Genomic DNA, 25699 nt, shown 5'->3' with positions numbered 1-25699 from the left:
TTGAAGCTTTTTCTCCAGACTGCCATTTATCCCAAAAGGATATTTGGCGGTTTGGCAGAAACCCCGTTTCACAGCCATAATTGCGTATATGGTTGAAAAAGTAATCCCCATTCGAATAGACGAAGGCAAAGGCCTAACGCCACCCATTGGTGCCGAACTCGTCACTCCTCACGGCCATACGAAAGACACTCGGGGACGCACCCTAAGAGATCTCCGTATCTCAGTGACTGATCGCTGCAACTTCCGCTGTACCTATTGCATGCCTAAGGAAGTGTTTGACCAAAACTATCCTTACTTAGCTCATAAAGAATTGCTGAGTTTTGAAGAAATCACTCGCCTCACTTCTATCTTCGCCACATTAGGCGTTGAAAAAATTAGACTGACTGGTGGCGAGCCTTTGCTACGCAAGAATTTAGAAGTGCTGATTGAGATGTTGGCAAAAATTCAGACGACTGAAGGTAAGCCGCTTGATCTAACCTTAACGACTAACGGCAGCATCTTGCGCAAGAAAGCTACCGCTCTAAAAGCAGCCGGCCTCCAAAGATTGACAGTAAGTCTTGATGGGTTGGATGATGCGATCTTCAAGAAAATGAATGATGTCGATTTCCCAGTCGCCGATGTACTTGATGGAATTGCCGCAGCACAAGAAGCAGGCTTCCAGAACATCAAAGTCAATATGGTGGTGAAAAAAGGTACCAACGATCATGAGATTGTTGCAATGGCTAAGCACTTTAAAGGTAGTGGCGTCATTCTGCGTTTTATTGAATTTATGGATGTGGGTAGCTCTAATGGCTGGAATATGGAGCAGGTACTTCCATCCAAAGAAGTCATTGCCAGGATTCATGAAGCCTTTCCTCTGGAGCCTGTTGAAGCCAACTACACCGGCGAAGTTGCACAGCGTTGGCGCTATGTCGATGGCTCTGGCGAGATTGGCGTGATCTCCAGTGTTACTCAAACGTTCTGTCATGAATGCTCTAGAGCGCGCATCTCGACTGATGGGCAAATGTATCTCTGCCTTTTTGCCAATGAAGGTTTTGATTTCAAAACCCTATTGCGCTCCAGCAAGAGTGATTTAGAAATCGCTAATGCAGTAATGAATACCTGGTCAACTCGCAATGATCACTATTCAGAAATTCGAGGTTCGCATACCGCGAATCTGTTATCTGGTAACCGCAAGGTTGAAATGTCTTACATTGGTGGTTAATGATTTCTACTGAAGACATTACTGGACTCATACTTGCTGGCGGGAGAGCACAACGCATGGGTGGCATTGATAAAGGCTTAATCCCTTTTCACGGTAAACCACTCATCGAGTCAGCTATCGTAAAACTCAAGCCCCAGGTACAAACCATTGTGATTAATGCCAACCGCAACATCACAAAGTATGCGAGCTATGGGTATCCAGTGATCATGGATGAAACGCCAGATTTTTCAGGGCCGTTAGCAGGCTTCTCTGTAGGCTTGAAGTCCTGCAAGACGGCTTATCTCCTAACTTCACCTTGCGACTCACCCTTGCTACCCAATAATCTCGCAGAGTTATTAATTACCGAGATGGAGCGAGGGGATTTTGAATTGGTGTACGCCTCTACCAAAGAAGCGGATGGTAAAGTATGGGCACAGCCTGTTTTTTGTCTTATGCGTAGTAACTTGCAAGATTCATTGAATCAATTTCTCCAAAAAGGGGATCTCAAAATTGATCGTTGGTTTAAAGGGTTGAGAAGTAGCACTGTGGTTTTTGAAGATCCGCAGGTATTCGCCAATATAAATACCCCTGAAGAGCTAAAGTCACTAGAAGAAGTATCGGCATGAGTCATTCCCCAAACCAACCAATTCTCTTGACCTCGTCACTTCATGTTGATGATGCACGCAAGGCAATTGCTGCGTTGGTAGAAGATCTCATTGAAGAATCTAAGACGATTAATGATCCTGCAGATGTTGAAACTGTTCCATTGGATCAAGCGATTAATCGGATATTGGCAGCCGATTTACTTTCACCTATTGATGTTCCGGCTGCAGACAATTCAGCTATGGATGGTTTTGCATTTGATGGCAAATGTCTCGACACCAACAGCACGGCCATCACCTTAAGAGTGATTGGTACAGCGCTTGCTGGCAAACCCTTTGAAGGCAGCATTGGTCCTGGGAAATGCCTCAAGATCATGACGGGCGCACTAATGCCCACTGGCTGCGATACCGTCATTCCACAAGAATTCACAAGTGACAAAGATGAGAATGTAATTGAATTCAAGCAAGATCAATTAAAGCCTGGCGAGAACAGACGCCTACGTGGCGAGGACCTTCAAAAGGACAAACCCGCAATTGCTGCCGGCCGCTTACTGCGCCCTTCTGATCTAGGTCTAGCCGCATCACTTGGCATTGCCTCCTTACCTGTAAAGCGCAAACTCAAAGTAGCTATTCTGTCTTGCGGTGATGAATTGCGTGCGCTAGGCCAAGCATTGGATGCAGGCAGCATATATGACAGCAATCGCTACAGCCTTACTGGTTTACTTAATCGCCTGAATTTAGAGATCATTGACTGCGGCATTGTGCGCGATGATCCCACCCTTTTGAAGCAAGCCTTTATCGATGCCGCTAGCAAAGCAGATGTATTGATTTCTTCTGGGGGCGTTTCGGTTGGTGAAGCAGATTTCACAAAACAGATCATGCAAGAGTTAGGCGATGTCGGTTTCTGGAAAATCGCCATGCGCCCAGGACGCCCTATGGCGTTTGGAGTTCTCAAACCAGTCGCTGAAAAATCTCCTGCTCGCAAAACACTCTTCTTTGGCCTACCCGGTAATCCCGTAGCAGTCATGGTGACCTTCTATCAATTTGTCCGAGCAGCACTTCTACAGCTCAATGGTGCCAATCAGACTGAGCCACCTCTTACCCAGGCCATTGCCGAAGTTCCCATTCGAAAAAAACCAGGTCGTACAGAATTTCAACGCGCTATTCTAGGACGTGGAGTCGATGGCAAACCAGCAGTAAGGCTAACTGACAGCCAAGGTGCTGGAATTTTGCGCTCGATGAGTGAGGCCAACTGCTTTGTGATCCTAGGTCATGAGCAAGGAAATGTTGCCGCTGGAGACTGGGTAGATATAGCGCTTTTTGATGGACTGCTTTAAGATTGCGTCATCATGAAACTTAGCAAAAAAGAACTCGTCTTTCTAGACCCAATGCATACCGCCAAAACCTTAGTTTTGGTTTACCTCTGCTTCTCTGTACCAATCGTATTGTTGGCTTTGTTTGTAGCCTTCATTCGTGACGGTGCTATCCCAGGATTTACTGTGTTATCCGCACTCATTCTCAATGCCCTGCTCGGGTTTGGATTGTTGTGGATCGCCTGCAAAGTCTATAACTGGGTTGCTGGAAAATTCGGCGGTATTGAATTAGCGTTACGCGAATTGCCAGAAGAAATTGATGCTGAGTAAACATTGGATATTCGGAGTTATCTCCAATAAATAAAGCCGAGTAATGCTCGGCTTTATTTTTACTAAGTTTTATAAACTTCGGCGTTAATAAGGCTGGGTGGTTTTTTTCCTGCAAGCACTGCACGTAAGTTATCTACCGCCAAATCCACCATCGCTCTACGTGTTTTTTCTGTAGCACTAGCAATGTGTGGAGCAAGTACTACGTTACTCAATTTCAATAGTTCAGGATGCACTTTGGGCTCACCTTCAAATACGTCTAAGCCGGCTGCAAAGATTCGTTTCTCCTTGAGAGCTTGAGCCAGCATTGCATCATCCACAATACCACCACGAGCAATGTTTATCAGGGTTGCCGTTGGTTTCATGAGAGCAATTTCTTTGGCGCCAATCGTATGATGACTCTCGGCGCTATAAGGCAGCACTAGAACTACGTGATCAGCTGTGCGAAGCAATTCTTCTTTAGAGACATACTTAGCGCCACAGGCTCTTTCATCAGCCTCTGATAAATGACTGCGATTGTGATAAATCACATTCATACCAAAACCTAATGCACGCTTGGCTATGCCTTGGCCAATTCGACCCATACCAATAATGCCTACTGTACTGTGATGCAAATCCATGCCAAGGGGGTTATTCACAATCGACCATTTGTCCCACTGCCCTGCCCGCACCCAGTGCTCAGATTCAGTTATGCGCCTTGCGGTTGCCATCAATAAAGCAAATCCGAAGTCAGCCGTTGTGTCAGTTAAAACATCTGGCGTATTCGTTGCCATCACACCAGCAGCAGTCATTGCTGGCACATCAAAATTGTTATACCCCACAGAAATATTGGCCACAATTTTCAGATCTTTGGCATGCATTAAGGCGTTTACATCAATTCTTTCACTACCTGCAACTAAAGCCCCTACAACCCCAGAGAGTTCTTTTTGCAACTCTTCAGAGCTAAAAATCCGATCCTCCTGATTGGATCTCACCTCAAAAGATTCCTCTAATTTGGCTAATGCCTCTGGAAATATGGCTCTTGCCACCAAAATCTTAGGTTTTTGCTGATTAACTGGGCTATTGGGCTGTGTATTCATAGTGGGAACTTTACCTCAACTAAATAGGCCCTTTCGCCTGAAAAATAGGCTATTTCAGCTAAAATTGAGCTTTTATAACTTAGCACCCGGCTTTTTGGGGCTCTTGAAACAAAACCACCATGACTTACGTTGTTACCGAAGCCTGTATCCGTTGCAAATACACCGACTGCGTTGATGTTTGCCCAGTTGACTGCTTTCGTGAAGGTCCTAATTTTTTAGTGATTGACCCAGATGAGTGTATCGATTGCGCAGTTTGTGTTCCAGAGTGTCCTGTTAACGCTATTTACGCTGAAGATGATGTTCCTGGTGATCAACAGTCATTCATCAAACTCAACGCTGAACTTTCCCCTTCTTGGACTTCGATTACTAAGTCCAAAGCAGCTCTCCCAGATGCTGAAGAATGGAAAGACGTTAAAAACAAACTTGATCAGCTAGTAAAGTAATTTTCTAGCCAAAGAAATTGGTGTCGAATAAACCTATAGAAACCGATGCCGTCATCATTGGCGCCGGTCCTGTGGGTCTCTTTCAGGTTTTTGAATTAGGCCTCTTAGAAATTAAAGCGCATGTGATTGATTCGCTACCAGAGGTAGGCGGTCAATGCATCGAGCTTTATCCAGATAAACCTATCTACGATATTCCTGCGATTCCAGTGTGTACTGGTCGCGAACTTACCAATAACTTACTCAAACAGATTGAACCCTTTAAGGCTCAATTTCATCTGGATCAAGAGGTTAGTACGCTTGAACCCCAAGCCGATGGCCGCTTTCTGATTAGCACCTCGCAAGACAATCACTTTCTGAGTAGATCTGTATTTATTGCTGGTGGTGTTGGGGCTTTTCAGCCTCGCACCATTAACCTTGAAGGCATTAATGCCTTTGTAGGGAAACAACTTTTCTATCATGTTAAAAATCCTGAGCAATTCGCGGGAAAGCGAATTGTGATTTGCGGTGGTGGTGATGCAGCCCTAGATTGGGCAATTCATTTTTCCGAAATTGCTGCCAGCGTTACCCTAATCCATCGTCGTGATGATTTCAAGGCTGCGCCAAAATCGATTGCGAGAATGCGCGAGCTATGCGCCAGTAATCAGATGCAATTGTTAATTGGACAAGTTACTGCTTATGAAGCAAAAGATGGTCTGCTTTCTGAGATCACTTTCACCAATATTGATGGTGAGACAAAACAGCTTCCACTCGATGATCTTTTAGTGTTTTACGGACTCTCCCCTAAGTTGGGTCCGATTGCAGAGTGGGGCCTGAATATCGATCGCAAACAAATCTGTGTTGATACAGAAAATTTCCAAACCAGCATGCCCGGAATTTATGCCGTTGGTGACATCAATGTCTACCCTGGTAAGAAAAAATTGATTCTGTCTGGGTTCCATGAAGCAGCTCTTGCCGCCTTTGCTGCTGCAGCATACCTAAACCCCGAAAAACAGATTCAACTCCAGTACACAACAACCTCTCCCAAGCTTCACAAGGCCTTGGGAGTCAAGTCGCCCACATTCGAGTAAGCTATCCTTAATTCGTTAATACATAACCACTTTTAGCCAATCTATATGCATCAATATCACGATCTCATGAAAGAAGTCCTCGCCAAGGGGGTTCAAAAGTCCGACAGGACCGGAACTGGCACGGTCTCCGTATTTGGACACCAGATGCGCTTTAACTTGGCAGATGGCTTTCCTATGGTGACCACCAAGAAGCTTCATTTGAAGTCAATCATCTATGAATTACTCTGGTTCCTCAAAGGCAGTACAAACAATAACTGGCTGAAAGAGCGCGGCGTATCCATCTGGAATGAATGGGCAGCACCCGATGGTGATTTGGGTCCTATCTACGGTTATCAGTGGCGCTCATGGCCTGCGCCGAATGGTCAGCATATCGATCAAATCTCCGAAGTAGTAGAGACCATTAAAAAAAATCCAGACTCGCGTCGCATTATTGTTTCTGCTTGGAACGTAGCTGATATTCCTCGCATGGCTTTGGCTCCTTGTCATGCCTTCTTTCAATTTTATGTAGCCGATGGCAAGTTGTCATGCCAGCTCTACCAACGCAGTGCGGATATCTTCTTGGGCGTGCCCTTTAATATTGCCAGCTATGCATTGCTAACGCACATGATGGCGCAACAATGTAACCTGGAAGTGGGTGACTTTGTTTGGACCGGTGGCGACTGTCATTTGTATAGCAACCATCTAGAACAAGTGGAACTTCAGTTATCGAGGAACTTCTTCCCCTTGCCTAAGCTTAATATTTTGCGCAAGCCTGATTCAATCTTTGATTATGAGTTTGAAGACTTCGAAATCATCGGCTATGAATCTCATCCTCACATTAAAGCTCCTGTAGCCATTTAAGAATCGTACTTATGACTCAACCTGCTATTTCTATGATCGTTGCGCGTTCACGTAATCACGTCATTGGCCGTGACAATCAAATGCCATGGAAGATCTCGGCTGATTTACAGTTCTTTAAGCGCGTGACCATGGGACATCCTGTGATCATGGGTCGTAAAACTTGGGAGTCCATTGGACGTCCACTTCCCGGTCGTCGCAATATCATCGTAAGCCGCAATTCAGATTATGAAGCTACTGGTGGCGAATTAGTCGGATCACTCGATGAGGCCCTGAATAGCTTAAGTGAGTTCCCACGTGTTTTTGTCATTGGTGGCGAGCAACTCTTCACGCAGGCCTTTCCTAAAGCAGATCGACTCTACATTACTGAGATCGATATGGATGTTGAGGGTGGCGATACCTTTTTTGAAGTTCCCGATAAGTCGGACTGGAAAGAAGTAGAGCGCACCCCTGGATCCGAAGGTGATGTTACCTTTAGCTTCATTACGCTAGAGCGAAAATAAACAAGGACTCCTTAGAGTCCTTATTCACGGTAAAGCATTACTGTTTTTACTGGACCACAATTTTTGCATCTTTTGCAATCTGGCCCAAGAATTCGTACTGCTTTCTTTGTGTCATGCCGGCACGAATAGCTGCCTTAGCTTGCTCGAATGCTGGTGGCTTGCTTGATTTCTTATCTTCCAGCTTGATTAAATACCAACCTTGCTGCATCTGAATTGGCGCTGGTGAAACCTGCCCCTTAGAAAGGGTTGCCAATACAGAAGCTAACTGTGGAGCCACTTGACCAGGCTGAACCCAGCCCACTGCACCGCCCTGCACTTTGTTCGGCGCTAAGGAAACGCTCTTAGCAACCTTATCAAATGGCTCGCCTTTCTTAATACGTGCCAAGGCAGCTTGAGCATCGGCTTCGCTAGCTACTGCAAGATCACTCACTTTATATTCGGTAATCATGCCTTGAGGGCCCAAGGAGGTAATCTCCTTGTTGTATTCAGCCTGAACATCTGCTTCGGTGATTGGGTTTTTAGCCATATAAGTTGATAGCTCTAGATCTGCCAAATAATTTTGACGAATCATCATCAGTTGTGTATTGGCTTTTTCTGAGTTTGCTAAACCCTCTTTTTCTGCTTGCTGCGAAAGTAGCAACACCTCAATGTACTTCTCAATAACTACTTTACGTAATTCTGGAGAATCCTTTTGCCCTTGTGAAAGCGCAACTTTAATTCCCTGCTCCACCATATCATTGGTAATGATGGTTCCATTAACAGAGGCTGCAGCATTAATGGGTAAACCACTCTGCTGGGCATAAGCACCGCCAACAAGCGCGCTGGTCAAAAAGCCTACGGCGATAAAACGAACGACTATTGGATTCAATGCAGAGACAAAAGGTTTCATAAGGAGGATATCTTTCTAAAATTTAGCCTCAATACTACCAGTAGGTATGGGATCAAGAGCAATAAGGCGCAGTAAAATAGCGCTATGTGCGTTCAATATCTCACTACCGTAAATATTGATTGGGTAAAAACCCACTTTGACCTCGATTTACCGATATCAACGGCTCATGATGTATTCCCAACCCATCCAGGGCCCATCATCCTCAAAAGTCATAATGTCGACCGTACCGCAATCGGCTTAGCACGCTTTGGCCTGTTGCCATCGTGGGCTAAAGAAGAAACCTTCGGCAGAAAAACTTATAACGCGAGAGTTGAAACGGTAGCTGAAAAGCCTTCTTATAAATTCGCCTGGGCTAAGCGACATTACGCCTTAGCCCTAGCGGATGCTTTTTATGAGCCTTGTTATGAATCTGGTAAGGCAGTCCGTACTGCTATCAAGCAAGCCAATCACGAACCAATGGCCATTGCCTCTATCTGGGATACTTGGACTGAACCAGAAACCGGTGAACTGATCGTTTCATTTTCTATGCTCACTATCGATGCTAGCAATCACCCAGTGATGAAGCGTATGCATAAATCTGAGGATGAGAAACGTACTGTGGTTCCCTTGCGACCTGAACTTTTTAAAGCATGGCTCAATGCCACTCCAGAGGAAGCACAAGCGCTATTGCAAATAGACTCTATTCCTGAGCTAACGCTAGCCTAGAAAGTGATCACAGGCCTTGTGGCTTGATAAGGATCGGCTGATTGGGTTTCTATAGACTCAGCCTCTTCCTCACCATTTGGTTGATTATAAAATTTTGAATCCATTGCGCGTTCTTTAGCTATACGAAGATCTTCTGCTCTTGGATCAACTGGACCAAATGGTCCTTCTACTGGCGACATGGGCTGCTGGTTAAATTCCTGAACCTGCCCGGGAGTATATGGGGAATAAGTGGTCGACCCAGGAGGCAAGGGAGGAGTTTGGGAACAAGCGAAAACACTCATCAACAACAGGAGTGGGCTCAGCTTCGAAAAGAATGTATTCATGAGACTCATTGTATGGCAGCAGCCATTACTTCATCTAAGCGAATTACTTCGGTAACTCTGGAGGATCTTTCTGACCGCTGGGATGCGACACATCAGCAATAGAAAAATAACTGCCGCATAAATCGAGACTGTTCCCAAATCATTTTTACCTGCCTTGTGCCACCAATAGTGAACTATTGCAGTGCATGCGATCAAGTACACAAGCTTGTGCAATAAAGTCCAACGTCTACCAAGCTGACGAACTGCCCAATGATTTGATGTCACTGCCAATGGGACAAGCAATACCAAAGTCAGAAAGCCCATCGTAATGAAGGGGCGCTTTACAACATCACTCCACATGGACTGAATATTTAAATTCTGATCCAACCAGAACCAAATCGAAAAGTGCATGCAGGCATAGAAGAAACAAAAGAGTCCCAACATGCGACGCAACTTAATCCAAGCAGACAAGCCCGTAATTAAGCGTAAGGGGGTCATCGCCAACGTAATACATAAAAAGACTAACGCCCAAGTACCAGTAGAGCGGGTGATGAATTCGATTGGATTAGCACCCAAACCTTCGTGATCGCCAAGCCAAACTAAGCGAGCTAAGGGCAGCAAAGAAAGCAAGAAGACCGATGTCTTAATCAAATTCATAAGCCATATTAAACGACCCCATTGATTCAGAATCAATGGGGTCGTTTAATTAATTGCAATACGATTAAAACTTAAGCTAAAACTAAGCCAAACTCAGACCTTCCTTGCTCAGCGGGAAGTTTCGAACTGGTCTACCAATCGCAGCAGAAATGGCATTCGCAACGGCGGGGCCAACTACGCAGATCGTTGGCTCACCCACTCCACCCCAAAAATCAAAACTCGGCACTAAAACTGTTTCAACTCTTGGTGTGGCCGATAACTTCAATATTGGGTAGGTATCCAGATTCTGCTGTTTGATGCGGCCTTTTTCTACCGAGATCTCTGGTAAGAAGATTGCGCCCAATGCCATCGCCACAGAACCTTCAATTTGCTCTCGAGTTAAGTAGGGGTTAACGACATGCCCAGAATTTAAAGCAAATACCAAGCGCGTAACCTTCACTACATTATTCTGTACAGTCACTTCAGCAACACAAGCAGAGTAGCTGGCATAGCCCATAAACTGAGCAACGCCACGATAGGTTCCTGCTGGTAAAGGCTTATCCCAATCCGCCTTCTTCGCAGCAGCATTGAGCACTCCCAAATGCTTTGGATGACTTTGCATAAGCGCCTGCCTAAATTTCACAGGATCCTTACCTGCCGCCTTAGCGCACTCATCCATAAAACATTCCATGAAGATGCCGTTTTGGTTGGTGTTTACGCCACGCCATGGGCCAACTGGCACATGGGTATTCTTCATTACATACTCTGTTAAGAGTGTCGGGAAAGTATAGCCAAGCTGCGCATCAGGACCCTTCTCATAGAAGCCCTGGAGCTGACGCTCATCTTTTCCATTTTTGATGGCCTGTGGCGCCAATGTGGCATTAATCGATTGACCGGCAACTTTAATATGCATGCCTGTCAAATTGCCAAAACTATCTAGCCCAGCAGTCATTTTTGCCATCGCTATCGGATGGTAGTAATCATGAGTCATATCCTCTTCTCGACTCCAAATTACTTTGACCGGCACCCCTGGAAACTTTTGCGCCACTTTGGCGGCAAAGGTTGTGAAGTCTTGTGTAGATCCACGACGACCCAAGCCACAACCAGAATCCAATTTATATACTTCGCAATTCGCGAGTGGTAATCCAGTAGCTTCAGATAAAGCTGCATGCGAACCTTCGCCATTTTGAGTTGGTACCCATGCTTCTGCACGGTCACCCGTGATTTTGACGGTGGCATTCATAGGCTCCATCGTGACGTGTGCACGATAAGGCGTGTAATAGATGGCTTCTACTTTCTTAGCAGCGCTATTGATGGCGGCAGGTGCGTCACCTTCCTTACGCTGCCAAAAGTCACCCTCTTCATCCAAACCATCGCGCAACATCTTATTAATGCCATCTTGTGAGACGTTGGCAGCCTTACCCTCGTCCCAAACAATGGGCATTGCATTGAGTGCTGTATTCGCATGCCACCAGGTATCAGCTACCACCGCTACAGTACTGTCATCAATCTTGACTACACCCTTCACACCGCGCATTTCTTTAATTTTGGCTTCGTCATAACTCACTAATTTGCCGCCAAAGACAGGGCAAGCTTTTACAGAAGCGCAGAGCATGCCTGGAAGCTGTAAATCAACACCATATACTTTTGATCCATTAACCTTATTGGCAGTATCTAAACGCGCATAAGGTTGCCCAGCAACCTTCCAATCCCTAGGGTCCCTCAAGGTGATCGACTTGGGATCAGGCGGAGTTAAGGTAGATGCCAGCTCGGCTACTTTGCCGTAGGTCGTTTTTCGACCTGTTGCTTTATGTGTGATCACACCCTTATCTACAGTCAACTCTGCAACGGGCACATTCCATTGATTGGCAGCTGCCTGCATCAACATGATGCGAGCTGCTGCTGCGCCACGGCGCACATAATCTTCAGAGATTCGAATGCCACGGCTACCACCAGTACCGTGCTCACCCCACACGCGCTTGCGCGCCAAACTTTGTCCTGGCGTAGCTGACTGAGTTTTAACCTTTTTCCAATTGCACTCGAGCTCCTCAGTAACCAATTGAGCCAGCCCCGTACGAGTGCCCTGCCCCATCTCTGATCGAGCAATTCTGATGTAGACAGTATCGTCTGGCTTAATGCTGACCCAAGCATTGACTTCAGCATCACCTGCTTGAGTTGGCGTATTCGGGTCATATTTCGCGCTAGCCTGAGCGAATGCGGCATCGGGTAAAGCGCCTATCCCCAGCATAAGCCCACCACCCAGCATAGTGCCCTTGATGATGAAATCACGACGAGAAGAATTTTCTAAATCAGGAGTTTGTTTTTGTGTTGTCATGTTCTTCTCCTTAACCACGTGTCGCAGGAGTGGCGTTGTACTGCGCTAAAACATCCGCCAACTTCTTTTGACCGGAGGCAACATAAATTCCATCCCGAATTTTTTGGTACGTTCCACAACGACATAAATTACCCATTGCATTATCGATGTCTGTATCCGTAGGCTTTGAATTCCTCTTTAAAAGAGCGGCTGCTGCCATGATTTGGCCTGATTGGCAATAACCGCACTGAGGCACATCGAGTGCAACCCATGCTTGCTGTACTGGATGCGTATTGTTTTTAGAGAGTGCTTCAATGGTAGTAATTTTGGCTTTACCAACGGCAGATACTGGAATTGAACAAGAACGTACTGGCTCACCATTGAGGTAGACGGTACAGGCTCCGCATTGCGCAACTCCACAGCCATACTTCGTACCAGTGAGTCCTACCACTTCCCGAATAGCCCACAATAAGGGCATATTTGGCTCTACATCAATACTCTGCACCTGACCATTAATGTCTAATTGCATGTTGTCTCCTATGGTTTTGTTTTCAAAAGACTATAAATCATTCTGAACTTTTTGCGCTCGCACATAAATGTCTCGGTCTAGGGCAAAACCCTATCGAATTAGGCTGTAATTTGCTATCCTGAAAGCTCAATCAAGGATAAATATGACTGAAGAGAACCAAACCCAGAATGACGAAGATTTTGACTATGGGTGCGAGTGTGCAATGACCTTGCTCAACGAGCCAACCGAAGACCGTCTGAACGACTTAATTGATGAACTAGATGAAGATGGCATGATCTCCACCGAAGTAGTCTATGGCTTGCTAGCTACCATCCTCATGAGCATGAATGAGGAAGAGCACGAAGGCGACGAACACTAATTAGTGTTGATTTACTTGGGAAGCAAAGGCATCCATTGCCTTTGCCAACTGAATATCTAGTTTAGTTAAAGCGCCGACTGAGTGCGTACTCAATTCCACAGTCACTTTATTCCAAGTATTTGACCAATCTGGATGATGGTCAATTTCTTCCGCATACTGCGCACAGAGCGTCATAAATTCAAAAGCTTTTTTGAAGTCTACAAAAGTAAACTCCCTCGATATCTTTTTGCCACAGGCCTGCAAAGACCACAACGGAATTTCTTTTTTCAAATCGATGCCATCAATCAACACAGAATCTCCTTTAAACAGCAACACTTTGCGAGAGCTGCTTTAAGTCTTCTGGATAGAGCCAGCGCCATTCACCTTCTGCCAAATCTGTAGGCATTCGGTATGCCCCAATTTCAGTACGGTGCAGTTTGGCGACATGATTTCCAACAGCTGCCATCATACGCTTTACCTGGTGATAGCGCCCTTCAACTATCGTCATTGCTAGGACATGTTCAGATACTTGCTTGCATGCTGTGGCATAGCAAGGTTTTGGGTCATCATCAAGCACAACGCCACTCATCAAATGATCAATTTGTTTTTGCGTAATCGGCTCTGGTGTTGTGATTTCATAGACCTTACCAATATTTTTCTTTGGGGTCGTCATCTTATGAATAAACTGACCATCATCCGAGATCAAGAGCAATCCGGTGGTGTCATAATCCAGGCGCCCAACGCATTGGAGTCCTCGCTCAACAAAAGGACTTGGTAGCAAGCTATAAACACTGGGATGGTGTGTCGTTTTATGCGAGCACTCGTAATTCGCTGGCTTATTAAAAGCAAGATAAGCTTTCTCGTGATACTCCCAGTCTTTACCCTCTACGTTCAGCATCAGATTGTCGGTGGCAATTCTTTCTTCCGGGTCATCAGCCAACGCGCCGTTCACTTTAACTAGGTCGGCATATACCAAATCACTGCAATAGCGACGGGTGCCAAAGCCTTGGCTAAAAAGAATTTTTTCTAGGGAAATAGGTTTTGCCATATGCTGCAGAGCATACTACAGAGCAGGCCCCCATTGAGTTGAGTATTCATATGCTGCAATTCATTATCATTAGATAACCCTCAATTAAATAATCCCATCACCATGCTATCCACCCCAAAACCACGCTCCCTATTACATACCCGAGAAATTACTTTTCAGGGTTATGCAAGGGAAGATGGTTTATGGGATATCGAGGGTCATCTCAAAGATTTCAAGACAAACCCTTTTCAAACAAGTGCAAAAACCTGGCAGCCGGGCGAAGCCTTTCATGATATGTGGGTACGAGTCACGCTTGATAAAGAGTTTGTCATCAAAGGGATTGAAGCAGTCATGGATGGGCAACCCCATGCAGAATGCACAGCAGCTATTCCGCCGATGGATTCCCTCATTGGAGAGCGGCTAGGTAAGGGCTGGCGAAAAACGATTGATAACCACCTTGGTGGAATTAAAGGCTGCACGCATTTGCGCGAACTTCTCTTCAACCTTGCTACCGCAGCTTATCAATCCATTCCAGGGGCATTCTTTGATCCGAATGGCGATAAGCCACCGCTTTACTTGGGCACCTGCAAGTCATGGGACTTTGATGGCCCCGTAGTCATGCGCGTGTACCCCAAGTTTTATCACTGGAAGCCGTAGACCTTATAGGGCGCCTCGATGCAAGGTTGTGCCAGCAAATGATTGCTGAACCGGCATCACTTCAAGGGCATTGATATTCATATGCGCAGGTAAAGTAGCAGTCCAATAAATTGCTTCCGCAATATCATCCGCACTTAAGGCGTGAACACCTTCATAGACTTTATCTGCTTTTTCATCATCACCCTTAAAGCGAACATTCGAATACTCGGTACCCGAACTTAAGCCTGGTTCAACACAGGTGACGCGCAAGGGCGTTCCCAATAAGTCAGCGCGCAAATTTAAACTAAATTGCTTAACAAATGCTTTCGTAGAACCATATACATTACTGCCGGGGTAGGGATACAGACCTGCTACCGATCCTATATTAATAACGTGACCGCATTTACGCTCAACCATTCCAGGTAAAAAGGCCCTAGTCATGTGAACTAAACCTTTAATATTGGTATCAATCATTTGATCCCAATCGGAAATCTTTGCTTGGTAAGCTGGCTCAAGACCTAAAGCAAGACCGGCGTTGTTAACTAAAACAGTCACTTTAGAAAACTCTGCCGGCAAAGTACTGGCCAGAGTGTCTACATGAGTGCTGTCACAAACATCCAGTACCAAGGTGTGAAGTTTTTTCTGCTGCTCAGCAGGCAAGGAGTTCTTTAGAGCTTCTAAACGATCCGCCCTTCTGCCGACAGCCACAACTTTATTACCATGGGCTAAAAAACGTCGGGCAGTTGCCTCTCCAAATCCAGCGGTTGCGCCAGTAACTAATACGGTATGTTCCATACTTCCTCTTCAAATCTTTAGTAAATAGTGTTTTGTAATTTAATATTAATGCCTATATGGTATTTCTGCGTGCGCTCACCTTCTCCTTGCTATGCATTCCTGCCGTTATAGTGTGCGCCACGGAGCAACCCTCTTCCACGCCCATTTTAGGGCTTGTTAATGCATCCCAAGAAAGATCTCAAGATCACATACTGGAGTTCTGGGACTACCATGCTGCCCAGGGATCTGGAAATTATGCTGATACGCTTAAATTACGCTATTACAACCCCTTAAATCTTGGTAGCTGGCATGGCACGATGAGGTTGGATACCGCTTATACCGCCGTCTATGGACCAACGCTTGCTGCACAATCCACCGGTACTTACTCACCCAACAATGCAATGCTCACCATTTGGGGCGGTCAAGCTGATTGGTTGGCAAATGTTGGAGCCAGGATATTGGCCCCGCTCGGCAACACGGGTCAATGGCTAGCAGGGCCTCAGGTAAGCGCCTCCTTTAAACCCGCAGGTGGTGGTCAAAATATTCTTTCGGATATTTCGCCTCTCGCGAGATACATGATGGGCTTCAATCGCAAGGCGCCCTCCAGCGCTAGCTTGCCTCCAGTTGATAATCATCTTGAGCTTTATCCAACGGTAGGTCTAAACCTGAGTCCCAATACACAGCTTCGCTTCTGGGATGAAAATGGGGCTGTATATAACTCAGCAGGTGGTGGCTGGTTTGTGCCAATCGACGCTATGGTAACTCAACGCATTAATAAAAACCTTCTAATCGCTATTGGTGGAGCTAAGCAAGTAGTGCAAACGTACCAACTCTACAACTGGACTGTGTACGGCAAAATTTCACTTAGCTTTTAAAGCAGATGATGAAAAAAGATTGGTTAAGATCAACCAAGGTCAACTAAGGTCTTATTCTCTATTTTTGCTGCGCCGGATTTGACCAAGGCCTTAGGTAACCACTGCGTAAATTCATCTATGTTCATATTGAGCAGTTTTGCTGCGCTCATTAATGCCGGCGTTTTCACAATCCATTCATTCACTTGCGCAAGATCACGACTGCGCCATTCCAAGAGACGATATTTCAGCAATACTTTAGCGCCGTGGCGTGCATTTCGATCTGGATCGGAGGCCAAGTAATCCAATCTTGATCTTGCTGAGGCAAGAGATTTAGAAACATCTACAAAAGGTGCGCCATGCCCAGGAATCACCAGATTGACTGGCAAGGCCTCTATTAGATCCAAGGTTTGTGCTACCTCCTCAAAACCCGCCTCCCCCCAGAGCTCTGGGAAAATAACCCCAAAGCCCTCTTCCCATAGGGCGTCTGCTGAAATCAAGATGCGATGATCCGCCTGATATAGCATGACAGAGTGTGGATCATGCCCTGGTGCCGCCAATATCTTCCAAAAATATCTTCCTAGCAATATTTCCTCGCCTGGAACTAATACACCCTGATACGGAAACTGTGGGCACTCCTGCCCCAAGTTGTCGTAGCTTAATAGAGTGCTATCCCAGTTTTTAACTGCTATCGCTTCAGCAGCTGGAATGTATACCTCGCAATGAAAAGACTCTACTAAGGCAGCATTGCCGCCACAGTGATCTGAATGTAGATGGGTATTCACCATCTTATTTAATTTCAGTAGGCGATGCTTTTGCATAGCATTCCGAACTAAACCGATAGTCAGATCTTGGTGAGCACAATATCCAGAATCCACTAAGGAAGCATCATTTTCACCAAAGTGAAAAATATTATTGGCTGAGAGCCAGCCTCTTTCAAAGACTTCAATTCCTGGGGGCAGAAAATGCGCAGTCATAACTTAGGAGCTTTGTGTTTACTTGGTAGTTGCTTGTGGAGTTAACTCTAGCTTCCGCACATCAAACTGCTGCGCTTGTATGCGCACCAAGGCGTCTTCATAGACTTTTTTGTCTAACTGTGGCGTTCTGGACAGAATCCAAAGATATTCACGGCGAGGATCACTCACGACAGCCACTTGATACTGAGGATCTAGGTCAATCACCCAATAATCGCCCCATACCAAAGGGATAAAGGCCAGCCACTCAGGTGCAAATCGCACCTCCAGCCTGGGAGAGTCTTTTACCCCAATCTGCCTTGCCGTACCCTCGGCCTCTGATAAATCGCCTTCAGCCGTTTTGCAGCTATTAAGCACTTTTAGCGTGCTATCAGCCCTAGCTGAATAGACCGCCCTAGTATTACTGACGCACTTCCTCTGAAACCAATTGGGGTATTTGGCAATCTCATACCAAGTACCTAAATAACGCTGCACATCTAGAGAGGGAATCGTCTTTACCGGTGTATCACTTCCCTGCCCGTAAGCAGAAAAGTGAAACAACAAAATGCAGGCACTAAAAAGTAATGAGTAAATTTTGCTCATTACTAATAGTACTTCTTCAGATCCATGCCCGTATACATGCTAGCTACTTGGTCGCCATAGCCATTAAACATCTGGGTTTTAACTTTTGGCGCAAACATGCCCTTAGGGTCGCCAATGCGACGCTCAACCGCTTGACTCCAACGCGGGTGATCTACCTGAGGATTGACATTGGAATAGAAGCCATACTCACGTGCATCGAACTGATTCCAGCTAGTCTTAGGCATCTCTTCTGTAAAACGGATCTTGACAATCGACTTAGCGCTCTTAAAGCCGTATTTCCAGGGCACCACTATGCGGACTGGCGCACCATTTTGTTTTGGCAAGACTTCGCCATATAGACCAAAAGTCAGTAGCGTTAATGGATTCATGGCCTCGTCCATGCGCAAGCCTTCACGATAGGGCCAATCAATAATATTGCTCTTCACGCCCGGCATTTGCTTGCGATCAGCTAAGGAAATAAATTCCACATACTTTGCAGATCCCAGTGGCTCGACTTTATTAATGAGCTTAGAAAGTGAGTAACCATCCCAAGGGATGACCATAGACCAACCCTCAACACAGCGCATCCGATAAATTCGCTCTTCCATTGGAGCCAGCTTGAGAAAGGCATCAATATCAAGTGTCATTGGCTTTTTGACCAATCCCTCGATCGAGATAGTCCATGGTCTTGTCTGCAAAGAATCTGCATATGCCGCTGGATCAGCCTTATCAGTACCAAACTCATAAAAGTTGTTGTAGCTGGTGACGTACTTCAGGGCAGTCAAATCATCCTTATTCGCATAGGCGGGATTAAGGGTAGCTGCCAACTTTTCCGGACTGACAGCAAGCGCTTCCCTAGAGAACCAGGGCGCCAGCGCCATTCCGAAACCCCCTGCAGCAGCAGTCTTAATAATATTACGGCGGTTTTCAAATACGGTTTTTGGAGTGATATCACCCGCAAGAATGGTCTTATCAGTAAAACGCATGTTGCACTCCCATGAATGTAATAAACCTATTTTGCTACCGATGGGAATTTCTTGCTTAAGATAGGCTCGCGCGCATTTTGTTCATCAAAGCCAGGCTATGCTTATCCATACCCCCAACCATATCAGTGAGAGCCGGATAGTCTCGAGTGAGGGTCTCTCCGCCGTAAAAGCGCAGCAACCAATCTGGAAAGTTACGTTCAGTAATTTCACGAATTTCTAACAGCTCAACACGATGATGGCGCTTATCTTCCTGAATGCGTTTCCAGGCCTTCATGACATTAGCGTGCTCACCTTCTATGATTTGACCAAACTGCTGGTTGTCATACAAAAGAATGCCGGTAACACCATTTTTTTGATTAAACGCGCGCGCCGATTCTAGCAAGCGCATTAAGCCAAGAAAAGACATATCCGAGACCGCTTCACTCAGATAACTCAATTCAACCAGGTCTTTTGGTTTTGGCATATCTCAAAATAAGATTTATAAATAAAAAAGGCAAACCCGAAGGTTTGCCTTTAAATACTAAAGCTATTTTAAAATTTAAATACTTATCGCTTATACCTATTATGCGTTTGCTGCCTTTAAGGCTGCATTCAAAGTAGCACTAGGACGCATTACCGCTTCAAACTTCTCAGAATCGGGCATAAAGTAACCGCCAATATCTGCTGGCTTACCTTGAACCGCTTTGAGTTCATCCGCAATCTTTTGCTCATTCTCAATCAAAGATTTTGCCAAAGGAGCGAAGTGCGCTTGCAATTCTTTATCTTCTGTTTGAGCAGCCAATGCTTCAGCCCAGTACATAGCAAGGTAGAACTGGCTACCGCGGTTATCTAACTCACCAGTTCGTGGTGAAGGTGACTTATTGTTATCCAATAACTTACCAGTCGCTTCATCCAAAGTGCGGGCTAAGATTTTTACCTTGTTGTTACCTGTCTTATCACCAATATCCTCAAGAGATACAGCTAAAGCCATGAACTCGCCAAGTGAATCCCAACGCAAATGATTTTCTTCTACCAACTGTTGAACGTGCTTAGGAGCTGATCCACCAGCGCCAGTTTCAAACAAGCCGCCGCCAGCCATTAAAGGCACGATGGACAACATCTTTGCACTAGTACCTAATTCCATAATTGGGAATAAGTCGGTGAGATAGTCACGCAAAATATTACCAGTCACAGAAATCGTGTCCTTGCCACGAATCACTCGCTCTAAGGTATAACGCATTGCACGAGTCTGGGACATGATTTGAATATCTACACCAGTCAGATCGTAATCCTTGAGGTAGGTATTGACCTTCTTGATCAATTCAGCTTCATGTGGGCGGTATTCATCGAGCCAGAATACTGCTGGAGTATTAGAAAGACGCGCGCGATTTACGGCCAACTTGACCCAATCACGAATTGGCGCATCTTTAACCTGACACATACGCCAGATATCGCCCTCTTCCACATGTTGTTCAAGCAATACGGTGCCATCATCGGCAACGATGCGTGCCACACCAGCTTCAGGAATTTCAAAAGTCTTGTCGTGTGAACCGTACTCTTCAGCCTGTTGAGCCATCAAGCCGACGTTAGGCACTGTACCCATAGTCGTTGGATCAAAGTTACCGTGCGTCTTACAGAAATTAATCATTTCTTGATAGATACGGGCAAAGGTACTTTCTGGAATGACTGCCTTCGTATCATGCAAACGACCATCAGCACCCCACATTTTTCCACCAGCACGAATCATTGCAGGCATAGAAGCATCTACGATCACATCACTTGGGGAATGAAGATTAGTAATACCTTTAGCAGAGTCCACCATCGCCAATGCTGGACGATGCTCGTGGCAGGCATGCAAATCTTGAATGATTTCTTCGCGCTTAGATTCTGGCAAAGTCTTGATCTTTTCATACAGGCTGCTCATGCCGTTATTAGCATTTACGCCCAATTCTTCAAACAGCTTGGCATGCTTTTCAAAAGCATCTTTGTAGAAAATCTTTACCGCGTGACCAAACACGATTGGGTGAGAAACCTTCATCATGGTTGCCTTGACGTGCAAGGACAGCATCATGCCGGTCTTATAAGCGTCTTCGATTTCTTTCTCGTAGAACTCACATAACGCTTTTTTGCTCATGTACATGCTGTCGATAATTTCGCCAGCTAATAAAGAGACCTTTGGTTTAAGGACAATAGTCTTGCCGCTCTTTGTCACCAAGTCCATCTTCACATCACAAGCCTTAGTCAAGGTCATGGACTTCTCACCAGCATAAAAATCGCCGCCATGCATATGAGAAACGTGAGTACGTGACGCCTGACTCCACTCCCCCATCGAGTGTGGATTTTTACGAGCGTAACGTTTCACAGCAGGAGGTGCACGGCGGTCAGAGTTACCTTCGCGCAATACAGGGTTTACTGAGCTACCCAAACATTTGGAATAGCGAGTGCGAATGGATTTTTCTTCATCCGTTTTTGGATCTTCAGGGAAATCAGGAATCTTGTAGCCTTTAGATTGCAACTCTTTAATGGCTGCAAGTAACTGAGGTACGGAAGCACTAATATTTGGCAGCTTAATAATGTTGGTATCAGGCAATAAAGTCATTTTACCTAGCTCAGCCAAGTTATTAGGAACTTGCTGTTCAGGGGTCAAGCACTCAGGAAACTCAGCCAAGATACGGGCGGCAACTGAAATATCACTCGTCACAATCTCCACACCAGCGGGAGCTGCAAAAGTACGAATAATTGGCAGAAATGCGCGAGTAGCCAAAAGTGGCGCCTCATCTGTCAGCGTATAAATAATCTTTGATTGCTCTGAAGCCATGAATGTTTCCTCAATATTGAAAAAATTACAGAGTCAGGTTTTTACCCTGTCGCCCTCAAATCCACATTTTGCAAGTCGCTTTTAGCGCACCTTTTGCCAATGAGGCGAGATCTCTATTTTAAATCATCAGGCTTGGCAAAAATGCTGGTTTTGCACCTTAAAGTGTCTGATAAAGGGCAATTTAAGGGAATCCACCGAGACAACCGAAGCTTCAAATTCACTGTACACTGCATGCCATGACCAGCAAACATCCTTTACTAAACAAAAATCTGGTGCTGCTGATCATTTGTCAGGGGCTATTCCTCACCAATAACGTCACTTTTATCGCCATCAATGGGCTTGTTGGGCTCAGCCTTGCGCCAGCCAGCTGGATGGCTACCCTACCCGTCATGGGCTATGTTGTCGGGGGCGCCTTTTCAACCTCCATTGTGGCTAAATCTCAAAACTACTTTGGGCGCAGAGTTTCGTTCCAATTAGGCTTGCTAGTAGCAATGCTCTCAGCACTGCTATGCGCCTACGCCGCCATCACGAGAAACTTTTGGCTGTTGGTCTTGGGGACCTTTATTGCAGGCTATTACAGCGCTAATGGGCAGCTCTATCGCTTTGCTGCAGCAGAACTGACAGACCACAGTCAACGCGATAAGGCGATTTCTTGGGTATTAGCTGGTGGCATCCTTGGCGCAGTTATTGGACCCAATCTAGCCTCCTGGACGCGAGATCTTTTTGATACCGCCTTTCTGGGAGCCTATCTCACTCTATCCATTGCCGGGTTCATTGGCATCTTCGTGATGCAGTTCATTCGTTTTCCACAAGAGCTAAAGACCCAGCATGCCCTCACTGATGGACGCCCACTGAAAGTCATTCTCCAGCAGCCCGTCTTTATGGTTGCCATCATTGGTGCAGCATTGGGGTATGGGGTCATGAATCTACTCATGGCCGCCACACCTTTAGCAATGCAAATCTGTGGATTACCATTCTCGGACACCGCTTTAGTTCTGGAGTGGCATGTGATTGGCATGTTTGCCCCTGGATTTTTTACAGGATCACTTATCCAACGATTTGGGGTATTAAAGATCATGGGGACTGGGGTGCTTCTGAACTTCATCTGCATTGCAATCGCCCTTACCGGAACCGATCTCCATCAATTCTTTATCGCTTTATTTTTACTCGGTGTTGGCTGGAACTTTTTATTTACTGGCGCCACCTCTTTAGCAATGACTGCCTATCGACCCAATGAGCGCGACAAAGCACAGGCTGCCATTAATTTCTTCGTCTTTGGAACTATGGCCTTCACTTCTTTTGGATCAGGCGCCCTTGTCACTTCACATGGTTGGAGCATCCTCAATTGGGGATCACTCATCCCTGTTGTAGTGAGCGGTCTGGCGATTTTCTGGCTTGCTCAGCAACGGAGAAAATCGCGAGTCACGGCCTAAGAGGCTTTAGCTAGCGGCAAGTTAAACAATAGATTTTGAGGCTTTAACTTCAGCTGCTGCTGGTTGTTCATGGCAATAGCCATATATACCGGCTTACCAGCCTGTGCCTTAGCTACGGCAGCTTCATCGATAAAGTCTAGACGAAATAAACAAATCACCTTTTGTAACTCATCTGCTTCTACCAACTCTTTGTTGTAAAGCTTATTAAGTATTTCAGTAGCGGCTGCATCTAGACCAACATGCCATGACCACTTAGGATCCGTGATTTGCTGCATGGGAGTAATGCGTACGCTAACCCCCAGAAAATGCTTTATCCATTTTTCTAAGACGCGACAAAAATAGTTAATAGGCTCATGCTCAAAATTGAGCTGAACCGCTAAATCAAAATCTTCGTTTCTAGTCCAATAGGTATCAGCATTGTCTTCATGTAGCACATCCAGATCGGCTGAACGCATCGTCATTGACTTGCCTTTAAGCAAATCCATGATGTTGCCCGTATCACTAGCCTGAGCATTGCGCGCAACTACCTCATCGTCTGCGCCCATCACAATGCCATCCTCGATAACAGTAATCTTCTGAGTTCTGAAAAAGAGCTCGCCCATACGGGCTTCCAGTGGATGTGCATCGTTACCCAGGATATGTCTAATAAAAATTTGGGCGAGTTGAGCAATAAATAAAGGCGGTACGTCTACTCCCTCACCCTTAAACAAACTCATATAAAAGTTCTCTAGGGAGCTTGCCCCTAATAAACGCTTCCGATAACGCAGCCAAACACGATAGTTCTCCTGAATATCCTCATCAGCCATCGCCGAGATTTCATCATCAGTAACATCTGTACGAGGGTTGTCAGTTAAACGTTGATGGAGCGAACGTTCGATAGCGCAAGATTCGGGAACTAGCTTGAGCTCCGGCCTCTCCATATAAGTACGCAAAAAGTCATCTGTCACCAACAACTGATCATCAGAACTGATGGTCAGGGTGCTATATGCAGAATTTGGCCAATAATTTGTCATACGTTTTCGCTATTGCATGATTACCGAAGGAATTTACAGAGCTCAGAATATACTAGCCAATCAATTTGTGTGAAATAGGAAAACATCATGAGTGAACTGAAAAAAATCGATACTGTTGTGGGCGAAGGCAAAGAGGCTGCAGCAGGTAATCATGTGGATGTACATTACACCGGCTGGCTTTATGACGAGAAGGCTACTGACCATAAAGGTCAAAAGTTTGATAGCTCCTTAGATCGTGGCCAACTCTTTAGCTTCCCTTTGGGTGCTGGTCATGTGATCAAAGGCTGGGATCAAGGCGTAGCTGGCATGAAAATTGGTGGCAAACGTACCCTCATCATTCCTTCCGAGATGGGCTATGGCCCTCGCGGCGCGGGTGGCGTTATTCCTCCAAATGCCACCCTGGTATTTGATGTGGAGCTCCACGGCGTTAACTAAGGCTCGCGTATTCGGCAGCTAAACAAAAGCCACCCTCTGAACTGACCCCCAGTAGTTGGACAGTTTAGTTAGGTTAGCACGAGGGATTGAGTTCGGTATTGCACCGGACTTAATCCCTTTAGCTTTTGCTTGATTCGATCATGGTTGTAGTAGTGGATGTATTCCTTTAGTTCTGTTTTAAATGATTCGATACTTTCAAACCTTCTCCGATAGAAGAACTCTGTTTTCATAATCCCGAACCAGTTTTCCATCACTGCGTTGTCTAAGCAGTTACCTTTTCTAGACATGCTTTGAGTAATGCCCTGCTTGTGCAAGGCTTGTTGATAAAGCCCCATTTGGTATTGCCAGCCTTGGTCTGAGTGCAATACTGGCCTGTCTTCATTCTTGAGTCGTTTGAAGGCGCTCTTTAGCATCTGCATTACTGAGCTAATCTGTGGTCGATCAGCAATCTCATAGGAGATGATCTCTTGGTTATATAGATCCAGGATGGGTGAGAGATAAACTCGCTCGCCCTTGATACTGAACTCCGTCACATCAGTCACCCACTTTTGATTGGGTGCTTTAGCTATAAAGTTGCGCTCTAACAAGTTAGGGGCTGCCTTACCCACAGACCCCTTATAAGACTGATAGCGCTTGGGCCTCACAAGGGACTTCAGTCCTAGTTGGCCCATCAGCTTTTGCACGGTCTTGTGGTTTAGGTATAGCTGTTGATTACGCAGCTCTAAATGCACCCGCCGATAGCCATAGCGACCCCGATGGGCATTAAAGATCTGGGTGATATGCTCTTTAGCCCCCTGATAAGGATCAGCTTTACTACTGGCTGCCCGCCAGTAGTAATACACGCTCTTAGGCATTTGGGCGATGAGTAGTAAGTCTGGTAAACGGTAATGCGGCCTTAGCTCAGTAATTACTTGGGCTTGTTCTCTTTTGTTGCTTTGCTCTGAGCTAAGGCTTCTAACTTTTTTAGGTAGGCAGCCTGTGCTTCGGCATACTCCAAACGTCTTCGCAACTCTGCCGGTGTGAGTTCCGAGATCGGCTTTTTGAGTAATGCTTTGATATTAAATTGGGACATAGGCGGTTGTCCTCTCTGTCGATTGGCAAGGGCTGTAATACCGCCCTCATTGTAGAGTTTTTGCCATTGCAAAA

General features: G+C 45.7%; 29 protein-coding genes and 1 pseudogene. 14 read left to right on the top strand and 16 right to left on the bottom strand.

Annotated features, from left to right (window positions below; translation table 11 throughout):
- The first annotated feature begins 88 nt into the window (after positions 1-88).
- The 4 genes from moaA to VC188_RS04005 are packed head-to-tail and all read left to right on the top strand — an operon-like array spanning position 89 to position 3428.
- The gene (gene moaA / locus VC188_RS04020) at positions 89-1204 is read left to right on the top strand and encodes a GTP 3',8-cyclase MoaA (protein ID WP_215321580.1); all 1116 of its coding nucleotides are present in this window, start codon (positions 89-91) and stop codon (positions 1202-1204) included.
- The gene (gene mobA / locus VC188_RS04015) at positions 1204-1809 is read left to right on the top strand and encodes a molybdenum cofactor guanylyltransferase MobA (protein ID WP_323483117.1); all 606 of its coding nucleotides are present in this window, start codon (positions 1204-1206) and stop codon (positions 1807-1809) included. Before moaA ends, mobA begins: the two co-directional genes overlap by 1 nt.
- A complete protein-coding gene (gene glp / locus VC188_RS04010) occupies positions 1806-3122 on the top strand; it encodes a gephyrin-like molybdotransferase Glp (protein ID WP_323483116.1) in 1317 nt (438 codons plus the stop codon). Before mobA ends, glp begins: the two co-directional genes overlap by 4 nt.
- A 12-nt stretch (positions 3123-3134) precedes the next feature.
- Positions 3135-3428 (top strand): hypothetical protein, encoded by a 294-nt coding sequence (locus VC188_RS04005; RefSeq protein WP_072583151.1) that lies wholly within the window; start codon positions 3135-3137, stop codon positions 3426-3428.
- Between the two features lie 62 nt (positions 3429-3490).
- On the opposite strand, the gene VC188_RS04000 is transcribed toward VC188_RS04005, so the two are convergent.
- On the bottom strand, positions 3491-4504 hold the full coding sequence (locus tag VC188_RS04000; RefSeq protein WP_323483115.1) for a D-glycerate dehydrogenase: 1014 nt from the start codon (positions 4502-4504) through the stop codon (positions 3491-3493).
- A gap of 119 nt (positions 4505-4623) precedes the next feature.
- Between VC188_RS04000 and fdxA the strand changes: the two genes are divergently transcribed.
- Genes fdxA through VC188_RS03980 form a run of 4 tightly spaced genes read left to right on the top strand, consistent with a single transcriptional unit; the run spans position 4624 to position 7354 of the window.
- Entirely contained in the window at positions 4624-4947 is a 324-nt protein-coding gene (fdxA, locus tag VC188_RS03995; protein ID WP_215322258.1) for a ferredoxin FdxA, read from the top strand.
- A 20-nt stretch (positions 4948-4967) separates the two neighbouring features.
- Positions 4968-6014 carry an NAD(P)/FAD-dependent oxidoreductase gene (locus tag VC188_RS03990; protein WP_323483114.1) on the top strand — a complete coding sequence of 349 codons (1047 nt, stop codon included), beginning with the start codon at positions 4968-4970 and terminating at the stop codon, positions 6012-6014.
- A gap of 45 nt (positions 6015-6059) precedes the next feature.
- Positions 6060-6854: a thymidylate synthase gene (locus VC188_RS03985; protein WP_216157538.1), complete on the top strand. Its 795-nt coding sequence runs from the start codon at positions 6060-6062 to the stop codon at positions 6852-6854.
- Between the two features lie 11 nt (positions 6855-6865).
- On the top strand, positions 6866-7354 hold the full coding sequence (locus tag VC188_RS03980; RefSeq protein ID WP_323483113.1) for a dihydrofolate reductase: 489 nt from the start codon (positions 6866-6868) through the stop codon (positions 7352-7354).
- Between the two features lie 46 nt (positions 7355-7400).
- Here VC188_RS03980 and VC188_RS03975 read toward each other — a convergent pair whose 3' ends face one another.
- Positions 7401-8243 (bottom strand): foldase protein PrsA, encoded by an 843-nt coding sequence (locus tag VC188_RS03975; RefSeq protein WP_216190915.1) that lies wholly within the window; start codon positions 8241-8243, stop codon positions 7401-7403.
- Between the two features lie 84 nt (positions 8244-8327).
- On the opposite strand from VC188_RS03975, the gene VC188_RS03970 reads away from it, so the two are divergent.
- Positions 8328-8948 carry an SOS response-associated peptidase gene (locus VC188_RS03970; RefSeq protein ID WP_215321573.1) on the top strand — a complete coding sequence of 207 codons (621 nt, stop codon included), beginning with the start codon at positions 8328-8330 and terminating at the stop codon, positions 8946-8948.
- On the opposite strand, the gene VC188_RS03965 is transcribed toward VC188_RS03970, so the two are convergent.
- The 4 genes from VC188_RS03965 to VC188_RS03950 form a co-directional block, all read right to left on the bottom strand.
- Positions 8945-9127, bottom strand: a complete 183-nt coding sequence (locus VC188_RS03965; RefSeq protein WP_255533281.1) for a hypothetical protein — start codon at positions 9125-9127, stop codon at positions 8945-8947. The genes VC188_RS03970 and VC188_RS03965 overlap by 4 nt on opposite strands.
- 174 nt (positions 9128-9301) lie before the next feature.
- Positions 9302-9907: a protein-methionine-sulfoxide reductase heme-binding subunit MsrQ gene (locus VC188_RS03960; RefSeq protein WP_216157548.1), complete on the bottom strand. Its 606-nt coding sequence runs from the start codon at positions 9905-9907 to the stop codon at positions 9302-9304.
- A gap of 82 nt (positions 9908-9989) precedes the next feature.
- Positions 9990-12221, bottom strand: coding sequence for a xanthine dehydrogenase family protein molybdopterin-binding subunit (locus VC188_RS03955; protein ID WP_323483112.1), 2232 nt, complete (start codon positions 12219-12221; stop codon positions 9990-9992).
- A 10-nt stretch (positions 12222-12231) separates the two neighbouring features.
- On the bottom strand, positions 12232-12729 hold the full coding sequence (locus tag VC188_RS03950; protein WP_323483111.1) for a (2Fe-2S)-binding protein: 498 nt from the start codon (positions 12727-12729) through the stop codon (positions 12232-12234).
- Between the two features lie 142 nt (positions 12730-12871).
- Here VC188_RS03950 and VC188_RS03945 point away from each other — a divergent pair, with 142 nt between their 5' ends.
- A complete protein-coding gene (locus VC188_RS03945) occupies positions 12872-13087 on the top strand; it encodes a hypothetical protein (RefSeq protein WP_068322043.1) in 216 nt (71 codons plus the stop codon).
- Here the strand turns inward: VC188_RS03945 and VC188_RS03940 are convergent, their stop codons facing one another.
- Both VC188_RS03940 and VC188_RS03935 read right to left on the bottom strand, forming a co-directional pair.
- A complete protein-coding gene (locus VC188_RS03940; protein WP_323483110.1) occupies positions 13088-13378 on the bottom strand; it encodes a 4a-hydroxytetrahydrobiopterin dehydratase in 291 nt (96 codons plus the stop codon).
- A 10-nt stretch (positions 13379-13388) separates the two neighbouring features.
- On the bottom strand, positions 13389-14114 hold the full coding sequence (locus VC188_RS03935) for a pseudouridine synthase (RefSeq protein WP_216157559.1): 726 nt from the start codon (positions 14112-14114) through the stop codon (positions 13389-13391).
- 102 nt (positions 14115-14216) lie between these two features.
- Here VC188_RS03935 and VC188_RS03930 point away from each other — a divergent pair, with 102 nt between their 5' ends.
- Positions 14217-14750 carry a DUF2889 domain-containing protein gene (locus tag VC188_RS03930; RefSeq protein ID WP_216157562.1) on the top strand — a complete coding sequence of 178 codons (534 nt, stop codon included), beginning with the start codon at positions 14217-14219 and terminating at the stop codon, positions 14748-14750.
- A gap of 3 nt (positions 14751-14753) precedes the next feature.
- Here the strand turns inward: VC188_RS03930 and VC188_RS03925 are convergent, their stop codons facing one another.
- Complete coding sequence (locus tag VC188_RS03925; protein WP_323483109.1) at positions 14754-15524, bottom strand: SDR family oxidoreductase; 771 nt, start codon at positions 15522-15524, stop codon at positions 14754-14756.
- A gap of 56 nt (positions 15525-15580) precedes the next feature.
- Here VC188_RS03925 and VC188_RS03920 point away from each other — a divergent pair, with 56 nt between their 5' ends.
- Positions 15581-16378, top strand: a complete 798-nt coding sequence (locus VC188_RS03920) for a hypothetical protein (protein WP_323483108.1) — start codon at positions 15581-15583, stop codon at positions 16376-16378.
- A gap of 29 nt (positions 16379-16407) precedes the next feature.
- On the opposite strand, the gene VC188_RS03915 is transcribed toward VC188_RS03920, so the two are convergent.
- From VC188_RS03915 to VC188_RS03895, 5 genes are all read right to left on the bottom strand, one after another.
- A complete protein-coding gene (locus VC188_RS03915) occupies positions 16408-17331 on the bottom strand; it encodes an MBL fold metallo-hydrolase (protein WP_323483107.1) in 924 nt (307 codons plus the stop codon).
- Between the two features lie 18 nt (positions 17332-17349).
- The gene (locus VC188_RS03910) at positions 17350-17910 is read right to left on the bottom strand and encodes a lipocalin family protein (protein ID WP_323483106.1); all 561 of its coding nucleotides are present in this window, start codon (positions 17908-17910) and stop codon (positions 17350-17352) included.
- A gap of 2 nt (positions 17911-17912) precedes the next feature.
- Complete coding sequence (msrP, locus tag VC188_RS03905; protein WP_216157573.1) at positions 17913-18875, bottom strand: protein-methionine-sulfoxide reductase catalytic subunit MsrP; 963 nt, start codon at positions 18873-18875, stop codon at positions 17913-17915.
- Positions 18876-18930: 55 nt separating this feature from the next.
- A complete protein-coding gene (locus VC188_RS03900; RefSeq protein ID WP_215321564.1) occupies positions 18931-19338 on the bottom strand; it encodes a BLUF domain-containing protein in 408 nt (135 codons plus the stop codon).
- A gap of 99 nt (positions 19339-19437) precedes the next feature.
- Entirely contained in the window at positions 19438-21672 is a 2235-nt protein-coding gene (locus VC188_RS03895; protein WP_216157579.1) for an NADP-dependent isocitrate dehydrogenase, read from the bottom strand.
- A 236-nt stretch (positions 21673-21908) separates the two neighbouring features.
- On the opposite strand from VC188_RS03895, the gene VC188_RS03890 reads away from it, so the two are divergent.
- Positions 21909-23105 (top strand): MFS transporter, encoded by a 1197-nt coding sequence (locus VC188_RS03890; RefSeq protein ID WP_215321562.1) that lies wholly within the window; start codon positions 21909-21911, stop codon positions 23103-23105.
- On the opposite strand, the gene VC188_RS03885 is transcribed toward VC188_RS03890, so the two are convergent.
- Positions 23102-24118: a DUF6352 family protein gene (locus tag VC188_RS03885; RefSeq protein WP_323483105.1), complete on the bottom strand. Its 1017-nt coding sequence runs from the start codon at positions 24116-24118 to the stop codon at positions 23102-23104. The two genes, VC188_RS03890 and VC188_RS03885, sit on opposite strands and share 4 nt — an antisense overlap.
- 87 nt (positions 24119-24205) lie before the next feature.
- Between VC188_RS03885 and VC188_RS03880 the strand changes: the two genes are divergently transcribed.
- Positions 24206-24553 (top strand): FKBP-type peptidyl-prolyl cis-trans isomerase, encoded by a 348-nt coding sequence (locus VC188_RS03880; protein ID WP_215321560.1) that lies wholly within the window; start codon positions 24206-24208, stop codon positions 24551-24553.
- Positions 24554-24621: 68 nt separating this feature from the next.
- On the opposite strand, the pseudogene VC188_RS03875 reads toward VC188_RS03880, so the two are convergent.
- Positions 24622-25699: pseudogene (locus tag VC188_RS03875) on the bottom strand (IS3 family transposase); the annotation flags it as partial.

Source organism: Polynucleobacter sp. MG-28-Ekke-A2, from assembly GCF_035012985.1.
Taxonomy (GTDB): Bacteria; Pseudomonadota; Gammaproteobacteria; order Burkholderiales; family Burkholderiaceae; genus Polynucleobacter.
This window is presented reverse-complemented; position numbering and strand designations above follow the sequence as displayed.

Bases quoted from the DNA above. Each gene is read 5' to 3' on its own strand.
- VC188_RS03880 (WP_215321560.1), top strand. From the start codon at position 24,206: ATGAGTGAACTGAAAAAAATCGATACTGTTGTGGGCGAAGGCAAAGAG.
- VC188_RS03890 (WP_215321562.1), top strand. From the start codon at position 21,909: ATGACCAGCAAACATCCTTTACTAAACAAAAATCTGGTGCTGCTGATC.
- fdxA (WP_215322258.1), top strand. From the start codon at position 4,624: ATGACTTACGTTGTTACCGAAGCCTGTATCCGTTGCAAATACACCGAC.
- VC188_RS03960 (WP_216157548.1), bottom strand. From the start codon at position 9,907: ATGAATTTGATTAAGACATCGGTCTTCTTGCTTTCTTTGCTGCCCTTA.
- mobA (WP_323483117.1), top strand. From the start codon at position 1,204: ATGATTTCTACTGAAGACATTACTGGACTCATACTTGCTGGCGGGAGA.
- VC188_RS03925 (WP_323483109.1), bottom strand. From the start codon at position 15,524: ATGGAACATACCGTATTAGTTACTGGCGCAACCGCTGGATTTGGAGAG.
- glp (WP_323483116.1), top strand. From the start codon at position 1,806: ATGAGTCATTCCCCAAACCAACCAATTCTCTTGACCTCGTCACTTCAT.
- VC188_RS03950 (WP_323483111.1), bottom strand. From the start codon at position 12,729: ATGCAATTAGACATTAATGGTCAGGTGCAGAGTATTGATGTAGAGCCA.
- VC188_RS03900 (WP_215321564.1), bottom strand. From the start codon at position 19,338: ATGCCAAAACCAAAAGACCTGGTTGAATTGAGTTATCTGAGTGAAGCG.
- VC188_RS03885 (WP_323483105.1), bottom strand. From the start codon at position 24,118: ATGACAAATTATTGGCCAAATTCTGCATATAGCACCCTGACCATCAGT.
- moaA (WP_215321580.1), top strand. From the start codon at position 89: ATGGTTGAAAAAGTAATCCCCATTCGAATAGACGAAGGCAAAGGCCTA.
- msrP (WP_216157573.1), bottom strand. From the start codon at position 18,875: ATGCGTTTTACTGATAAGACCATTCTTGCGGGTGATATCACTCCAAAA.
- VC188_RS03985 (WP_216157538.1), top strand. From the start codon at position 6,060: ATGCATCAATATCACGATCTCATGAAAGAAGTCCTCGCCAAGGGGGTT.
- VC188_RS03920 (WP_323483108.1), top strand. From the start codon at position 15,581: ATGGTATTTCTGCGTGCGCTCACCTTCTCCTTGCTATGCATTCCTGCC.
- VC188_RS03975 (WP_216190915.1), bottom strand. From the start codon at position 8,243: ATGAAACCTTTTGTCTCTGCATTGAATCCAATAGTCGTTCGTTTTATC.
- VC188_RS04000 (WP_323483115.1), bottom strand. From the start codon at position 4,504: ATGAATACACAGCCCAATAGCCCAGTTAATCAGCAAAAACCTAAGATT.
- VC188_RS03980 (WP_323483113.1), top strand. From the start codon at position 6,866: ATGACTCAACCTGCTATTTCTATGATCGTTGCGCGTTCACGTAATCAC.
- VC188_RS03915 (WP_323483107.1), bottom strand. From the start codon at position 17,331: ATGACTGCGCATTTTCTGCCCCCAGGAATTGAAGTCTTTGAAAGAGGC.
- VC188_RS03930 (WP_216157562.1), top strand. From the start codon at position 14,217: ATGCTATCCACCCCAAAACCACGCTCCCTATTACATACCCGAGAAATT.
- VC188_RS04005 (WP_072583151.1), top strand. From the start codon at position 3,135: ATGAAACTTAGCAAAAAAGAACTCGTCTTTCTAGACCCAATGCATACC.
- VC188_RS03945 (WP_068322043.1), top strand. From the start codon at position 12,872: ATGACTGAAGAGAACCAAACCCAGAATGACGAAGATTTTGACTATGGG.
- VC188_RS03970 (WP_215321573.1), top strand. From the start codon at position 8,328: ATGTGCGTTCAATATCTCACTACCGTAAATATTGATTGGGTAAAAACC.
- VC188_RS03935 (WP_216157559.1), bottom strand. From the start codon at position 14,114: ATGGCAAAACCTATTTCCCTAGAAAAAATTCTTTTTAGCCAAGGCTTT.
- VC188_RS03910 (WP_323483106.1), bottom strand. From the start codon at position 17,910: ATGAGCAAAATTTACTCATTACTTTTTAGTGCCTGCATTTTGTTGTTT.
- VC188_RS03955 (WP_323483112.1), bottom strand. From the start codon at position 12,221: ATGACAACACAAAAACAAACTCCTGATTTAGAAAATTCTTCTCGTCGT.
- VC188_RS03965 (WP_255533281.1), bottom strand. From the start codon at position 9,127: ATGTCGCCAGTAGAAGGACCATTTGGTCCAGTTGATCCAAGAGCAGAA.
- VC188_RS03895 (WP_216157579.1), bottom strand. From the start codon at position 21,672: ATGGCTTCAGAGCAATCAAAGATTATTTATACGCTGACAGATGAGGCG.